Here is a 16,665-nt window from a genome sequence, read left to right as displayed (position 1 = left end):
CGCCGAAGGCGGAACGCCCCGAGGGCCCACTCCCACCCCGCCCCGCGCCACCCCGGAATCCACCCGATACCCGCCGCCGGGAAAACCCCTCCCAACCACCCTCACACCGAGCCCACTTGACCCCGAAGGCGGAACGACCCGAGGACCCACTCCCACCCCGCCCCACCCGGGAACCGCCCACCGCCCCCGCCGGGGAAGCCCCCTCCCCCGCCCGGCCAACCACCCTCGCCCCGAGCCCACTTGACCCCGAAGGCGGAACGACCCGAGGACCCACTCCCACCCCGCCCCACCCGGAAACCGCCCACCGCCCCCGCCGGGAAAGCCCCCTCCCCCGCCCAGCCAACCACCCTCGCCCCGAGCCCACTTGACCCCGAAAGCGGAACGACCCGAGGCCGCCCGAAATCCGCCCGCTCCCCGCCGGGATGCCCTCGGGCCGGGACGATCCGGCGCAGTCGCCCTCCCCCCCTCCCCCCGCAGGCCGTCAACTCCCCACGTCAGGCGAAGAATCCGCCGTCCACGGCCAGCACGCTGCCGGTGATGAACGCGGCGGCCGGGGTGGCCAGGAACACCACGGTGGCGGCGAGCTCCTCGGGCCGGCCGTAGCGACCGAGCGCGTTCAGCGCGCGCTGGGCGTCGGCGCTCGGGCCGTCCGCCGGGTTCATCTCGGTGTTCACGGAGCCGGACTGCACCACGTTGACGGTGATCCCGCGCGGGGCCAGCTCCAACGCCGCGGCCCGGTTGTACGCGGTGACGGCGGCCTTGCCGGCCGCGTAGTCGGCGATGCCGGGCCGGGTCGGGCGAATCGCCAGGTAGGAGCCGATGGTGATGATCCGTCCGCCCTCGCCCAGCACCGGCGCGGCAGCCCGGATCGCGGCCGCGACCCCGCCCACGTTGATCGCGTACTGCCGGGCCAGCGCCTCCTCGTCGACCGGCTCGTCGACCCGGCCGGTGGCGATCACGCCCGCGTTGTTGACCAGGATGTCCAGCCGCCCGAAGTCCGCCGCGACGGCGCCGACCAGCTCGGCGACCTGCGCCGGGTCGGCCTGGTCGGCCTTGTACGCGGCGGCCCGCCGCCCGAGCGCCTCGATCTCCCGGACCACGGCCTCCGCGCGCGGCGCCGAACCGCTGTGGCTGATCGCCACGTCCGCCCCGGCGGCGGCCAGCGCCAGCGCGGTGGCGGCGCCGATGCCGCGCGAGCCGCCGGTGACCAGCGCGGTGCGGCCGGCCAGCACGTCGGGCGCGAAGGTGGCAGTGGTGAGAGTCATGGTGGATTCCCCTCCGATAATCCGTACCGTTCGGTACAGATCCAGGACGCTACCATATCGATCGGTACAGAACTCGGACCGAACTCGACGAAAGGCAGGCCGACATGACGGGCCGTCCGCGCACCTTCGACATCGAGGACCGGCTGGAGCGCGCCATGCGGGTGTTCTGGCGGCACGGCTACGAGGGCACCGCGCTGTCCGACCTGACGGCCGCCATGGGCATCAACCGCCCGAGCCTGTACGCCGCGTACGGCAACAAGGAGGCGCTGTTCCGCCAGTGCCTCGACCACTACCACCGCGGCCCGGCCCGGCACGTACGCGAGGCCCTCGACGAGCCCACCGGCCGGGCCGTCGCCGAGCACCTGCTGCGCGGCACCGTCGCGGTGGTGACTCGCGAGGAGGGCCCGGGCTGCCTGCTGGTGCACGGCGCACTGGCCACCGGCGAGGGCTCCGCCGCCGTCCGCGCCGACACCGTCGCCCGCCGCGCGGGGGCGCGCGCCGCGCTCTGCGCGCGCCTCGAACTGGCCGCCGAGGCCGGCGAGTTCGCACCCGGCACCGATCCGGCCGTGCTCGCCGACTACCTGACCACCCTCACCCACGGCCTCGCGGTCCGCGCCGCCGACGGCACCCCGGCCGAACAGTTGGACCGCCTCGTCGACTTCGCGCTGAGCACCTGGCCCTCGGCCTGACGGCGCGTCAACCCAAGCAGAGGGCGCATGCGATAACCACACTGTGCCCCGCGCACGCATCAGGTAAACAAACGGAATATATGATTCCGCGCGCCCCTGGTGGGCAGCGTGTCACGGACACGACGATGGCTCACGGCCTGCTGACGCCTCGTCACGCTACGAGACGTCCCTCGCCGGGCCGGGTTCTCCCCCGGCCCCGCTGCACCCGGACCGCCCTCCCGCGCTCCGGGCATCGTCTGGAAGGACGTCCATGTCTCAGCGCACCACCACCGCGCTCCGCCTCCTGGTGCCGGCCCTGCTCGCGGCGGGCGCCATCGTCCCGCTCACCGCGACCGCCGCCTCCGCCGCGTCGCCGATCTGCATGAGCGGCAACCTCCAGTACGACTACCAGTCCGCCGAGGCGGGCACGTCCAAGCCGACCCTGACCAAGGCCGCCCGCAACGCCTCGGTCGAGCTGTGGGGCCGGGAGAAGTCGACCGACACCGACCACAAGCTGAACACCGACACCCAGCTGACCGGTGCCGCCGACGGCTCGTTCAACCTCTGCTACACCCCGGTCACCACGACCGCGATGGACCACCTGTACGTGCACTTCGCCACCCAGAACAACCACGTGTGGCGGACCGCCGACAACACCGGCACGGTCTACACCTTCAACACCCCGACCCAGTCGAACATATCGGCCGGCGTCGCCCTCGGCACCGTCAAGCCGACCACCGCGCAGCGCGCCTGGCACGCCTTCGACACCGTCAACATGCTCTGGTCGCGCCGGGTCAACTCCACCTCCCCGTGCTGGACCGCCGCCGAGACCAACGCCGCCACCTGCACCATGCTGACGGAGCAGTGGTACACGGGCTCCACCGACGGCGCGTGGTACGACCTGTCGAACACCCTGCACCTGGCCGACGCCGACCCGGACTCCGAGCACACCGTGCTGCACGAGACGGGGCACTTCTTCCAGCAGCGCCTGTACAACGGCAACTTCCCGGCCGTCACCAACTGCAACCCGCACTACATCCAGCTCACGTCCTCCGCCACCTGCTCCTGGACCGAGGCCTTCGCCGACTCGCTGGCCGCCTACCTCGAGGGCGACAACCGCTACGTCTGGTCGAACGGCTCGTCCTACCCGTTCACCGCCGCCGCCGGCTGGCAGACCGGCGACCAGGTGCAGGGCAACGTGGACGCCGCGCTGCTCCAGCTGTGGAACACGGTGGACGGCAGCTGGGACCGCACCATCGCCACGCTGAGCTCGCACACCCCCGCGACGTTCTCCGACTACTTCAGGAACGTCCGCCCGACAGCCGCGCCGCCGCTCTCCACCACCGGCTCGGCGCTGACCGCACTGGACGCCAGTTCCATCAACTACGGCCCCACCATCGTCGGTGACAACGGCTACCACCAGCTCACCAACGGCGGCGGCGTCGCCCTCCAGCGCAACGGCACCTGCACCAACGTCCTCCCGACGGTGGCCGTGTTCGCCACAGCGAACAACAGCATGGCCTCGCAGCGCTGGAAGTTCGTCTCCAACGGCGACGGCACCGTGCAGATCTTCGACAGCTGCCCGATCCCGCTGTACCTGACCGCGCCGACCACCGCCGGCGGCCAGATCTCCCTGACGGCCCTCAACCTCGGTGGCGCCAGCCAGCGTTGGACGGTCACCCAGAACTCCTCCGGCACCTACACCCTGATCAACCCGGCCACCGGCTTCTCCCTGGACGGCAACGCCACCGCCGGCCAGGCGGTCACCGCCAACACCGCCAACGCGAGCTCGACCAGCCAGAACTGGGCGTCGATCTTCTCCAGCTACTAACACCCCCTGCAACGCCGAACCGCCCGGCTGCCGCATCAACTGCGGCACCCGGGCGGTTCGTTGCTGAGATCCTCCGTCAGGCGGTCTTCGCCCCCACCGGCGCGGCGGGCTTCGGCGCGGAAGCGCTCGCCTTCGGCTTGCGGAAGAAGAAGTACAGCGTCGGCACCAGGTACATCAGCCAGATCACGACCTGGATCACCGTCGGGTCCGGCTGGAAGTTGAACACACCCTTCAGCAGGGTGCCGTACCAGCTGTCGGCCGGAATCGTCGAAGAGATGTCGAACGCCAGCTCGTGCAGGCCGGGGATCCAGCCGGCCTCCTGCAGGTCGTGCACGCCGTAGGCGAGGACGCCCGCCGCGACCACGACCAGCATGCCGCCGGTCCAGGTGAAGAACTTCGCCAGGTTGATCTTGAGCGCGCCGCGGTAGAAGAACCAGCCCAGCAAGGCCGAGGTGAGCAGGCCGAGGATCGCGCCGGCCAGCGGGCTCCAGCCGTCGCCGGTGGACTGGACGGCGGTCCAGATGAACAGCGCGGTCTCCAGGCCCTCCCGGCCGACGGCCAGGAAGGAGGTGACGACCAGGGCGACGGTGCCCATCGCGAGCGCGGCGTCCAGCTTGCCGTGCAGCTCGCTCTTCAGGTGCCGGGCGGTGCGCTTCATCCAGAACACCATCCAGGTGACCAGACCGACGGCGAGGATCGACAGGCTGCCGCCGAGCGCCTCCTGCGCCTTGAAGGACAGCTGGTCGGAGCCGAACTGCAGCACCGCACCGAAGGCCATGGACAGCGCGACGGCACTGCCGACGCCCATCCAGACCGGGCCGAGCCGGTCCTTGCGGCCGGTCTTGACCAGGTAGGCGATCAGGATGCAGACCACCAGGCTGGCTTCGAGGCCTTCTCGAAGGCCGATCAGGTAGTTGGCGAACACGGCGGTTCTCCTCGTGTGGGGAGTGAGGGTGAAGGGGGCGGGGGTCAGCCGAACAGGGTCTGGCCCCACCACTCGCCGGGCTTGCGGACCCCGGGCGGGCAGGCGAAGTGGGCGGATCCGACGTGCGTGATGTACTCGTTCAGCTTGTCGCTGGCCGCCAGCTTGGTCTGCAGCGGCACGAACGCCTTGCGGGTGTCGCGCTGGTACGCCAGGAAGAACAGGCCGGCGTCGAGGCGGCCGAGACCGTCGGTGCCGTCCGTGAACGAGTAGCCCCGGCGCAGGATCATCAGCCCGTCGTTGCTGTCCGGGTGGGCGAGCCGCACGTGCGAGGTGGCGGGCATCGCGGACAGGTCGGGCGCGTCGCGTTCCTTCTGCTTGCCGTACGGGGCGCCTTCGATCTTGGTGCGGCCGAAGGTGTCCTCCTGGTCCTGCAGCGAGGCGCGGTCCCAGGTCTCGATGGTCATCCGGATCCGCCGGGCCACCAGGTACGAGCCGCCGGTCATCCAGTCCTGGCCGTCGCCGGGCGCCACCCACACGTGCTTGGCGAGCGAGTCCGCGTCCGTCCCGGCGACGTTGTGGGTGCCGTCCTTGAAGCCCATCAGGTTGCGCGGGGTCTGGCTGTCGGGCGTGGTCGACGAGGTCTTGCCGAAGCCGAGCTGCGACCACCGGACGTTCACCACGCCCATGCCTATCCGGGCCAGGTTGCGGATCGCGTGCACCGCGACCTGCGGGTCGTCCGCGCACGCCTGGATGCAGATGTCACCGCCGCTGCGGTTCGCCTCCAGCCGGTCGCCCTTGAACTTCGGCAGCTCCACCAGCGCCTCGGGCCGCTTCGCCTTCAGGCCGAACCGGTCCTGGCCGTCCTTCTCGAACAGCGTCGACCCGAAACCGATGGTCAGCGTCAGCCGGGACGCCGGCAGGCCGAGCGCCTCACCGGTGTCGTCCGGCGGCGACTGCGGCACCACGCCGACCGCACCGCCGCCGACCTCGCGGCCACCGGTGATCGAGGCGGCCGCCTTCGTCCACTCCTTGAGCATCTTGACCAGCGCGTCACGGTCCTCGGTGATCACGTCGAACGCGGCGAAGTGCAGCCGGTCCTGCACGGGGGTCGAGATCCCCGACTGGTGCTCGCCCCAGAACGGCACGTCCTGGTTCTGCGGCGCGGCGGCCGGGCTGTCGGCACTCCGCGTGGCGGCGGCCACCGTGCCCACCCCCGCCGCGCCGATCGCGACACCCGCACCGGCCCAGCCGATGACGGCCCGTCGGCTGAGCCCGGCACCCTGCTGTGCCCCACCGGCCTCGGCGGGAGCCGCCTGCTGCTCGTTCTCGGCGTCCATCTCTGACGTTCCCTCTCGCACGTGACCTGCTCGAAAGCCCTGCTGACCTGCTGGTCCACCGACCGGCCGATCCACTGACAGGGACTTAGCTTACGCTGCCCTTACTTCGCCGACGCCGGCCGCGTCGGCTACTTGACCACGACAGCGGCGGCCAGCTTCGACAGCGGCTCGCTCAGCGCGTTCACCGCGTCGGTGAAGGTCTTGCGCTCGCCCTCCGTCACCTTGTCGTACGAGGTGTAAGTGCCGTCGGCCTGGCGGTACTTGGCCAGCAGGTCGGCGATCTTCTCGAACTCGGCGTCCAGGGTCTTCGACAGGCTCGGGTCGTTCTCGGCGGCGACCGGCTTCAGCAGCTCATAGGCCTGGCGGGCACCCTCGACGTTGGCGACGAAGTCCGACAGGTCGGTGTGGCTGTAGCGCTCCTCCTCGCCGGTGATCTTGTTCTTGGACACCTCGTCCAGCAGCTCCTTGGCTCCGTTCGCCATGCCGGTCGGGGTGATCTCCGCGCTCGGGACGCGCTTCTGCCAGTCCTTCAGGTCGGTGACCAGCTGGGTGGCGAGGGTCTTCTCCTCGTCGCCGATCTTGCCGTCCACCCACAGCGCCTTCTCCAGGCGGTGCCAACCGGTCCACTGCGCGCCGTCCGCCAGCGCGTCCTCCCGGACGTCGGTCTTCGGGTCGATGTCACCGAAGCTCTCCGCCACCGGCTCGGTCCGCTCCCAGCCCACCCGCGACGGCGCGTACAGCGACTTCGCCTTCTCCACATCGCCCGCGGTGATCGCCGCCGCGAACTGCTCCACCACCGGGATGGTCGCGTCCGCCTGCTCCTGCGCGTACTTCCGGTAGTCCGCGACCGCCTGCGTCAGCCGGTCGTCCGTCTTCACCGGAGCCCCGCCGGCCGCCGTCACGGTGATCTTCTGCCGAATACCGTCACCGGCCATACCCGGCTTGCACGCCACCTCGTAGGTACCGGCCTTGATCTCGGCGTTGATGTTCACCTTGGTGCCCGGGCCGATGTTCTCCCGCTCGGTGACGATCTTGTCCCCCTCGGCGTACACGTACACCTCGGTGGTCTTGCTCCCCTTGTTCGCCACCGCCAGCTCGACGTGCCCCGCCGGAAACGTCGTCTTCGACAGCTCGCACTTGCTGTCCGTCGCCGTCACCTGCACCGGCCCGCTGCCGTCCGCCGAAACCTTCCCGTCGTCCTTCTTCGAACACCCCACCAACGCGGCACCCGCCACAGCGAGAACGAGGAAAGTCGCGGCAGTCGTACGGCGGGCGGGCATGCTCACTCCAAGGACGAGGGTACGGCGGACTCTGCGGCTCCCGAGGCCTGAACCCCGGCGCCGCTCAGTAAGCTAAGGCATACCTTATGTCGCCCATCACCCGGGGTCGAGATCCCCCTCACCCCGCCCCACCCCACCACCCTGCACCTTTCGGCCAACCTCCCCACCCGCCAAGCCAGTTCACCCCCAGCAAGCCTGCCCCACCCCCCTCGGATGTGACTGGGGCCACGCTCAGACCCTCCGTCAACTCCGGCAAAACGGACAGACCCTAGGCAGCCGCAGCCGCGAGGAGCGCGTCGAGCAGGCCAGGGAAACGGAAGTCGAGGTCGGCGCGGCGCAGGCTGACGAACCGGTTGCGGCCGGCCACCCGGGTGGTGGTGACGCCGGCTTCGCGCAGGACGCGCATGTGATGGGAGACGGTCGACTTGTGCAGGTGCTCCAGGCCGAGACCGCGCGGGTCGCAGGAGTGTTCGGCGCCGTCCGCGTAGCTGAGCAGCAGGGTCATGCGGACGGGGTCGCCGAGGGCATGCAGCACGGTGACGAGGTCGATGTCGGCGAGGGCGGGCTGGGGAAGCCGCTCGGTGTCGCTCATGGTGGCACGTGCTCCTCGGGGCCGAGGCCGGGGCGGGGCGGGATCGGGACAGTTTGACAATCATCCACCCATCCTCGAATGTTTGGCGAGCGTCAAACTGTTGCATCCTCATCCAACAGAGCTGCGACAGCCCTGCCGCCCGTACGACGACCCGTTTTACGACGAACCGTTTCCTGCGCCCCGGGGGGCTTTCCTGTGCCCATACGTCTGCTCCTGCTCGCCCTCGGCACCTTCGCCGTGGGTACCGACTCGATGGTGGTGGCCGGCATCCTCGGCCCGGTCTCCGCCGACCTGAAGGTCTCGGTGCCGGCCGCCGGCCAACTGGTCACCGTCTTCGCGCTCGGCTACGCGCTGCTGGCCCCGGTGCTGGCCACCCTCACCGCCCGCTGGCCGCGCCGGCGCCTGCTGCTGACTGCGCTCGCGATCTTCAGCGCGGCCAACGCACTCAGCGCGCTCGCACCCACGTACGGGCTGCTGCTGGCCACCCGGGTGCTGGCTGCGGCCGGCGCCGCCCTCTACACGCCGACCGCCAACGCGGTGGCCACCACCCTGGTCGCCCCCGAGCGGCGCGGACGGGCGCTGGCCACCGTGCTCGGCGGGATGACAGTGGCCACCGCGCTGGGCGTGCCGCTCGGCACCTGGGTCGGACGCGCCGACTGGCGGCTGACGATGTGGCTGGTCACCGCCCTGGGCCTGGCCGCGCTCGCGGGCCTGGCCCTCCTGCTGCGCGACCTGCCCTCCCCCCTCGCCGCCCCCACCCTGCGGGCACGCCTCGCGCCGCTGGGCCGACCCCGGGTGCTCGGCGCCGCGGCCACCACGCTGGTGTTCTTCCTCGCCTTCCAGAGCGTCTACATCTACCTCGCCACCGCCGTCTCGGGCGCCACCGGCGGCGACGGCGCCCGGCTGAGCGTGATCCTGCTGACCTGCGGCGTCATGTCGGTGGCCGGCAGCTGGCTGGGCGGCCGCCTGGTGGACCGCGTCGGAGTGCGCCGGGTGCTGCTGACCGGCTCGGCGGCAGCGGCGGCAGCGTTCTCGGCGCTCCCGTGGCTGGGGCGCTCGATGCCGGGGGCGCTCGGGTACGCCCTGGTGGTGCCGCTCGCGGGATGGGCGGTCTCGGTGGCTCTGCCGCACCGCCTGGCCTCGATCGACCCGAACAGCGCGCCGCTGCTGATCTCGCTCAACAGCAGCGCCCTGTACCTGGGCACGGCAGCCGGCGGCGTGGCCGGCTCGGCAGCCATCGGCCTGCTGGGCGGACGCTGGTTCCCGCTCGCGGCGGCAGCACTCGCCCTGGTGGCCTGCGCGGTGGCCGCAGCAACCACCCGCGACGAACGGACACCCCGGACCCACGACCGGACGCCGGAGCCCGTCCCCGCCTGAGCGCCCGCACTCCCGGTCCGGCCGACAACTGCCCAGGCCGGGAACCCAGTTGTTCAGCGGGTGCCGGCGGCGAACCGTCCACGACGCGACGCGGGCCGTTCGGTCACTGACCGCCGCAATCCGGTCAACCCTCCGGCGCTCCCGGCCGGTTGGGCCTGAACCCGGCCCCGGGAAGCCACCGCCCCCTTACGGTCCGCCGGTAACAGCAGGGGACCGCCCCCGAAGCCCGAAAGCCCCGGAGGCGGTCCCCTTCACCTTCACCGGACGAGCGGCGAAGGCGCGGGTACTACCCCACGAACCGGTCCGCGTCCGAACGACGACGTGCCCGGTACAGCAGCACACCGCCCAGCGTCAGCAGCCCGCCACCGGCCAGACCCGCAGCCGCGAGACCCGCGGGCGAACCCGTGTCCGGCAGGTGACCCCCGCCGGCGTGCGGCGGCTTCGAAGGACCACCCGGACGCGGCACCTTCACACAGCCCTCGCCCTTCTCCTTCTCCGGGCACTCCGACACCGTCACGCACAACGACACCGGCCGGGACTCCACCAGCTGCCCCTGCGGGTCGCGGGCCGAAGCCGTCGCGATGTTCGTGACATGACCGGCCTTCGCGTCCTCGCCGGTCACCACGTAGGTGCCGCGGCAGGTCGTGCTCTGGCCCGGCTCCAGCGTGGTCGACTCGCACACCACCGGGGACACCCGGTCGTCGCTGACGGAGACGTCCGTCAGCACCGTCGACCCGGTGTTCGTCACCGTGTACGTGTACGTGATCGTGTCACCCACCTTCGCGGACCCCGACACGTCGGACTCCTTCACGATCGACAGCGACGACGCACCCGAAACGGTCTCCACCGTCGCCTCACCCGGCGGACTCACCACCGGATGCCCCTCCGGATCCGTACCGTTCGCGGTCGCCTTGTTCGTCACATGTCCCGCCTCGACGTCCTCCTCGGTAATCGTGTACGAGCCATGGCACACCGTGCTCTGACCCGGGTTCAGCGTGGTCGCATCGCAGGTCACCGATGCGACATGGTCATCCGACACCGCGACATCATGCACAGCCACGGCACCCGTGTTCGTCACCGTGTACGTGTACTGCACCACGTCGCCGGCACGGAACGGACCAGCACCATCGGCCTTCTTCACGATGGACAACCGGGCCTCGCCCACCACCGGAACATCCACCTCACCCGGCGGAGACTCCACCGAGTCACCACTGGGGTCGATGCCACTCGCATGCGCCACATTCATCACATGACCCGCCGCCGCATCCGCCGCGGTGATCACATACGTGCCGTGGCACAGCGTGCTCGCACCAGGGTTCAACGTCGTCGCGTCACACGCCACCGACGCGACATGGTCGTCCGAGACGGTCACGTTGTGCAGGACGACCGTGCCCGTGTTGGTGACGGTGTAGGTGTAGTGCACCGTGTCACCCACATGGAACGGGCCGGCGCTGTCGGACTTCTTCACGATCGACATCTGCGCCTCGCCCACCACCGTGACCGTAGCCTCCCCGGGCGGGCTCACCACCGGCCGGCCCTCGGGGTCGGTGCCGTTCGCGTGAGCCGTGTTGGTCACGTGGCCCGCCTCAGCATCCGCGGCGGTGATCACGTAACTGCCGTGGCACAGCGTGCTCTGACCAGGGTTCAACGTCGTCGCATCACACGTCACCGAGGCGACGTGGTCGTCCGCGACCGTGACATTGTGAACAACCGCCGTACCCGTGTTGGTCACGGTGTAGGTGTAGTGCACCGTGTCACCGACGTGGAACGGGCCGGCGCTGTCCGCCGTCTTCTCGATCGACAGCACCGCCTCGCCCACCACCGTCACCGTTGCCTCACCAGGGGGACTCACCACCGGCTCACCCTCGGGATCGGTACCGTTCGCGTGAGCCGTGTTCGTCACATGACCAGCCGCAACATCCGCGGCAGTGATCACGTAACTGCCGTGGCACAGCGTGCTCTGACCAGGGTTCAACGTCGTCGCATCACACGTCACCGAGGCGACGCGGTCGTCCACGACCGTCACGTTGTGCACGACCGCCGTACCCGTGTTGGTCACGGTGTACGTGTACTGCACCGTGTCACCCACATGGAACGGGCCGGCGCTGTCCGCCGTCTTCTCGATCGACAGCACCGCCTCGCCCACCACCGTCACCGTTGCCTCACCAGGGGGACTCACCACCGGCTCACCCTCGGGATCGGTACCGTTCGCGTGAGCCGTGTTCGTCACATGACCAGCCGCAACATCCGCCGCCGTAACGACGTACGAACCGTGGCAGAGCGTGCTCGCACCCGGGTTCAACATCGTCGCGCCACACGTCACCACAGCGACGTGGTCGTCCGCGACAGTCAGGTTGTGCACCGCCGCCGTACCAGTGTTGGTCACCGTGTACGTGTAATTGACGGTCTCACCCACATGGAACGGACCAGCCGAATCAGCCACCTTCTCAATGGCCAACTCGGCCTCGCCCACCGCCGGAACAGTCGCCTCGGCAGGCGGGCTCAGCACCGTCTGACCCTCGGGGTCGGTGCCTTCCGCGTGAGCAGTGTTCGTCACATGACCAGCCGCAACATCCGCCGCCGTAACGACGTACGAACCGTGGCAGAGCGTGCTCGCACCCGGGTTCAACGTCGTCGCGCCACACGTCACCACAGCGACGTGGTCGTCCGCGACAGTCAGGTTGTGCACCACCGCCGTACCAATGTTGGTCACCGTGTACGTGTAGTTGACGGTCTCACCCACATGGAACGGACCAGCCGAATCAGCCACCTTCTCAATGACCAACTCGGCCTCGCCCACCACCGGAACAGTCGCCTCGGCAGGCGGGCTCACCACCGGCTCGTTCTCCGGGTCGAGGCCGCTCGCGACCGCCGTGTTGGTCACGTGCCCGGCCTGCACGTCCGCCGCCGTGATGACGTAACTACCGTGGCAGAGGGTGCTGTCACCGGCGGGCAGCGTGTTCCTGTCGCACGTCACCGGCGAGATGCGATCGTCACTCACGTCCAGGTCGTGCACGGGAGCGGTGCCCGCGTTGGTGACGGTGTACGTGTATTTGACCGTGTCACCGACGTGGAACGGGCCGGCGCTGTCCGCCACCTTCTGGATCGTCAGCACCGCGTCACCCGCGATGTTGATCGTGGCCTCACCGGGAGGACTCTGCACCGGCTGGCCCTCGGGGTCCGTGCCGTGCGCGACAGCCGTGTTGGTCACATGCCCGGCCAGAACATCCGCCGCCGTGATCACGTACGAACCGTGGCAGAACGTGCTCTCACCGGGGTTCAGCGTCGTCGTGTCACAGTCCACGTCCGCGATGTGGTCGTCCGTCACAGTCAGGTTGTGCACCGTCGCCGTACCGGTGTTGGTCACCGTGTACGTGTACTCGACGGTGTCGCCCACGTGGAACGGGCCGGCACTGTCCGCAGCCTTCTGAATCGTCAGCAGCGCCTCACCCAGAACGGGGACAGTCACCTCGGCGGGCGGGCTCAGCACCGTCCCGCCCTCAGGGTCCGTACCCTCGGCGTGAGCCGTGTTCGTCACATGCCCGGCCGACACATCCGCCGCCGTCACGACATACGAACCGTGGCACAGCGTGCTCTGACCGGGGTTCAGCGTCGTCGTGCCACAGGTCACCACAGCGACGTGGTCGTCCGTAACGGTCAGGTTGTGCACCGTCGCCGTACCGGTGTTGGTCACCGTGTACGTGTAGGAAACCGTCTCACCCACATGGAACGGGCCAGCAGAGTCCGCCACCTTCTCAATGGCCAGCTCCGCGATACCCACCACCGGAACAGTCGCCTCACCAGGAGGACTCACCACCGGCTGACCCTCAGGATCCCTACCCTCGGCGTGAGCCGTGTTCGTCACATGACCGACCGACACATCCGCCGCCGTCACGACATACGAACCGTGGCAGAGCGTGCTCTCACCGGGACTCAGCACCGTCGTGTTACAGGTCACCGAGGCGACGTGGTCGTCCGTGACAGCCAGGTTGTGCACCGTCGCAGTGCCCAGGTTGGTGATGGTGTACGTGTAGGTGACGGTGTCGCCCACGTGGAACGGGCCGGCGGAGTCCGCCGTCTTCTGGATGGCCAGTTCCGCGGTGCCCACCACCGGAACGGTCACATCGACCGGCGGGCTGTGCACGTCCACGCCATTCGCATCCGTGCCGTTCGCCTGAGCGGTGTTCGTCACGTGCCCGGCCTGCACGTCCGCCGCCGTGACGACGTACGAACCGTGGCAGAGCGTGCTCTGGCCCGGGTTCAGTGTCGTCAGGTCACAGATCACCGGCGCGATCAGGTTGTCCGTCACCGTGATGTCGTGGACGAGCGCCGTACCCGTGTTCGTCACGGTGTACGTGTAGGGGATCTTGTCATCCAGGCGGAACGGGCCCGAAGCGTCGGGCGTCTTCTGGATCTCCAGCGCCCCGACACCCGCCACATCGGCGGTCGCCTCCGAGGGCGGTGTGATGAACGTGCTGCCGTCGGGGCCGGTGAAGCTGGCGGTGACGGTGTTGGTGGTGGGTTGGGTGATGCCGGGGAGGTTGCAGAAGATCTGATGGCTGGTGCCGACGGGTAGGTCGAAGGTGCCGGCGTTCGCGGCACAGGAGGGGGTCACGGGGTCATCGAGGGTGATGCCGGTGATGTCGGTGGGGCCCACGTTGGTGGCGGTGATGCGCCAGTAGGCGGTGCCTCCGGGGGGAAGGGTGGTGGTACTGGCCCATGGGCCTGGGCCGCCCGGGCCGCAGTCGGTGGCGTTGTTGGCGGTGCAGACCTCCTTGAGGACGGTCAGGTCCGCGGTGCACTCGGGACCGGCGGGCACCTGGAGGGTGACGGTGTTGGAGAAGGTGGGCGGCTGGCCGTTGGTGACGGCGCTGGCCTGGTTGGAGACGGAGGTGACGGTGCAGTCCTTCGCCACGGTGGTCTCGAAGCAGATCTGGGGCGCGTCGCCGACGAAGGTGACCTCCATCCGCACGTTGGCGGGGAAGGTCTCGCCGCCGTTCAGGGTGAGGTTGGCGATAACCTGGATCGGTGAGTCGGCGACCGGGACGGAGGAAATGTCCGCTGTTTCGGTCGCGGGGTTGAACGGGAAGGTGCCGACGGTGCTGCCGTCCGCCGCCAGTACGGTCACCGAGGACTGGGTGAAGTCGATGACGCTCGGATCGATGCCGAAGAGCTTGACCGTCCCGTAGGACTGGACATGCCCGGAGGCCCCGTCGCAGTAGAAGTCGGCGGGGTTGATGGTGCTCTGCGCCCTGGTCTTCTGGCAGGGCGAGGCGCCGGTGACGGGGTCGAGCGAGAACAGGTAGCCGGTGTCACCGAGTCCGTACTTGCACTGGCCGTCGTAGGCGTAGCCGTACGGGCTGGTGTTGCCGCCGTTGACGTTGGGCGGGCCGTCGAGGACGCCGTCGGCACCGTACTGGGCGCAGGGGCCCTGGATGTTCCAGTCGTAGCAGTACGAGGTGCTGTTGAGGGTCGGCGTGATGCCCCGGTAGATCCAGAACGGGAACTCGGTCTCCAGGTGCCCGTTGGGGGCGGTGATGGTGAGCGGCACCTGGAAGTTGGCCTCGCCCAGTGCGAGGTTGGTACTGACCAGGGCGCTGAGGCCGGGGGGCGCGGCGATGGGGTTGCCGGTCAGGTCGAAGCACTCGACGGTGCCGACGGGCGGGTTGACTGCCTGGTAGAAGCCGCCGACGATCGTGCAGACGCCGGTGACGGTGCCCGCCGCGTCGTACATCTCGAAGACGTTGTCGGCCCGGGCGGGTTCGTCGGTGGTCGGGGTGGCCACGACCTTGGGGGTGGGCCAGCCGGCGCACGCGGCGTTCGTGGACGGGTCGAAGCAGGACATCACCGTTGGCAGCGGGGCCAGTTGGTTGTCGGTGACGTAGATCTTTCCTTCGATGGTCCGCATGATGCCGGCGTAGTCGCCGCTGAAGGAGACCTGGCCCTCGTTGGGAGGCAGGCCGATGTCGAAGGTTCCGCAGGGGGCGTTGGCGGTGGCGTCGTAGCAGAGGATCTCGCCGGTGCCGGAGACCGCGTAGAGGTGCTGGTTCGGTGCCTGGACGACACCGCCGATCACCAGCCCTTCGCCGGTCTGCAGCGGCGTGAAGCGGCAACTGGCCTGCGCCTGGAGGTCGATGCAGCCGACGCCGATCAGTGCGGACGTTTCCCGGCTGATCGCTGCGTAGTAAAGCTTGGAGCCGATCTGCACGTAGGTCGGGGTGCGGGTGCTGCCGAGGTCACCGGTGGTCGCTCCGGGCTGCGAGGAATTCAGTGCCTGGGGCCAGCTGGCGGGGGATCCGTCCGGGGCCGGACAGGGGCCGTTGGTGAGCAGGTCGGTACAGACCACGCTTTCCGGATTGGCGAAGCCGTGGTGGTAGATGTTCCAGATCTCGGGTGTGGAGACACCGTTGATCGTGGCGGTGTACAGGATGGGCGTGAAGCCGTCGCCGCCGGTGGCCGTGTTGACCGGGGTGAACGGCGGCGGGATCTGCACCACCACGCCGGTCGCGGGCGACGCGAGATCGGGGTTGTGGGCCTGGACGACGTTGGTCGCGGTGCCCTGGTCGGTGGCGGCGAAGCTCGCGCCGCCGTCGGTGGACCACTGCCTGCTGTAGCCGGGCGGCACCTGGAGCGAGCCGGGTACGTAGGTCTGCTGCTGCGGGACGGTGCCCGGTCCGCCCTGGATCACGTCGGTGATCGTGGCGTCGACCGGGACGCCGGCCGGATTGGTCTTGGAGACCACCCAGCGGACGGTGCCGCCGTGCTCGGTCTGGGTCGTGCTCCCGGTGGCGACGTCGGTTCCGGTCTTGCTCAGCGTCACCGGCACCGGGGCCTCGACCGCCCGGTCGTCACCGGCGACGGTGTGCACGGCCACCGGCGAGTGCGCCGCGGCGGGCCAGGCGAAGGATGCCGGCGCCATGGCGAGCGCGACGACGAGGGGCAGCAAGGCCCTCACGGCGCGGCCGCGGATCGCCGCCGGCCCATAGCGTCCGGGCGGGCGTTCGCAGGGAGGTCGACGGCGTCTCATGACGAATCCTTCCGATCGGGCGGTCCGGTGTCACACGGGGTAACGGTGAGGGTGGCGACCTGGGCGGCAAGCCCGCGATTCACGCACGCAACACACACGAGTGGCTACTCACCGCGACCATACAATCGGGCATCTCGTCTGAAAATCTGTCAAATACCTTTACTGACCCACTAGCCGGACGCGTTCACCCTGCCGGCCGCGAAACCCCACCCGAGAGAGCCCCGCCCACCCCCACCACACCCCATGACCCGACGTCAGACCCGAACCCGTCAACGCCGACGAACCACCCCGGCCTGGAGCAAAACAGAAGGCGCCCGCCGGCCGGGTCGCGCCACGGGCAGGTGAGCTGCACGTGGAAGCGAC

General features: G+C 69.7%; 9 protein-coding genes. 3 read left to right on the top strand and 6 right to left on the bottom strand.

Features of this window, described 5'->3' with window-relative positions; translation table 11 throughout:
* Window positions 1–494: 494 nt before the first annotated feature.
* On the bottom strand, window positions 495–1,265 hold the full coding sequence (locus ACGFWJ_RS07445) for an SDR family NAD(P)-dependent oxidoreductase (protein ID WP_392946196.1): 771 nt from the start codon (window positions 1,263–1,265) through the stop codon (window positions 495–497).
* A 104-nt stretch (window positions 1,266–1,369) separates the two neighbouring features.
* On the opposite strand from ACGFWJ_RS07445, the gene ACGFWJ_RS07440 reads away from it, so the two are divergent.
* Together ACGFWJ_RS07440 and ACGFWJ_RS07435 are read left to right on the top strand one after the other, a co-directional pair.
* On the top strand, window positions 1,370–1,954 hold the full coding sequence (locus ACGFWJ_RS07440; RefSeq protein ID WP_392946194.1) for a TetR/AcrR family transcriptional regulator: 585 nt from the start codon (window positions 1,370–1,372) through the stop codon (window positions 1,952–1,954).
* A 250-nt stretch (window positions 1,955–2,204) separates the two neighbouring features.
* Window positions 2,205–3,764 (top strand): RICIN domain-containing protein, encoded by a 1,560-nt coding sequence (locus ACGFWJ_RS07435; RefSeq protein WP_392946192.1) that lies wholly within the window; start codon window positions 2,205–2,207, stop codon window positions 3,762–3,764.
* A gap of 76 nt (window positions 3,765–3,840) precedes the next feature.
* Here the strand turns inward: ACGFWJ_RS07435 and efeU are convergent, their stop codons facing one another.
* The 4 genes from efeU to ACGFWJ_RS07415 form a co-directional block, all read right to left on the bottom strand.
* Complete coding sequence (gene efeU, locus ACGFWJ_RS07430) at window positions 3,841–4,689, bottom strand: iron uptake transporter permease EfeU (RefSeq protein WP_392946190.1); 849 nt, start codon at window positions 4,687–4,689, stop codon at window positions 3,841–3,843.
* A gap of 44 nt (window positions 4,690–4,733) precedes the next feature.
* A complete protein-coding gene (gene efeB / locus ACGFWJ_RS07425) occupies window positions 4,734–6,026 on the bottom strand; it encodes an iron uptake transporter deferrochelatase/peroxidase subunit (RefSeq protein WP_392946188.1) in 1,293 nt (430 codons plus the stop codon).
* Window positions 6,027–6,154: 128 nt separating this feature from the next.
* Complete coding sequence (gene efeO / locus ACGFWJ_RS07420; RefSeq protein WP_392946507.1) at window positions 6,155–7,306, bottom strand: iron uptake system protein EfeO; 1,152 nt, start codon at window positions 7,304–7,306, stop codon at window positions 6,155–6,157.
* A 268-nt stretch (window positions 7,307–7,574) separates the two neighbouring features.
* Entirely contained in the window at window positions 7,575–7,898 is a 324-nt protein-coding gene (locus ACGFWJ_RS07415; RefSeq protein WP_392946186.1) for an ArsR/SmtB family transcription factor, read from the bottom strand.
* Between the two features lie 195 nt (window positions 7,899–8,093).
* On the opposite strand from ACGFWJ_RS07415, the gene ACGFWJ_RS07410 reads away from it, so the two are divergent.
* Entirely contained in the window at window positions 8,094–9,275 is a 1,182-nt protein-coding gene (locus ACGFWJ_RS07410) for an MFS transporter (protein WP_392946184.1), read from the top strand.
* Window positions 9,276–9,561: 286 nt separating this feature from the next.
* Here ACGFWJ_RS07410 and ACGFWJ_RS07405 read toward each other — a convergent pair whose 3' ends face one another.
* Window positions 9,562–16,221: an LPXTG cell wall anchor domain-containing protein gene (locus ACGFWJ_RS07405; RefSeq protein ID WP_392946182.1), complete on the bottom strand. Its 6,660-nt coding sequence runs from the start codon at window positions 16,219–16,221 to the stop codon at window positions 9,562–9,564.
* Window positions 16,222–16,665 lie beyond the last annotated feature (444 nt).

The sequence above is a fragment of the Kitasatospora sp. NPDC048407 genome (assembly GCF_043200475.1).
GTDB lineage: Bacteria > Actinomycetota > Actinomycetes > Streptomycetales > Streptomycetaceae > Kitasatospora.
The sequence above is the reverse complement of the archived record's forward strand: the minus strand, read 5'-3'. Positions and strand labels throughout refer to the sequence as shown.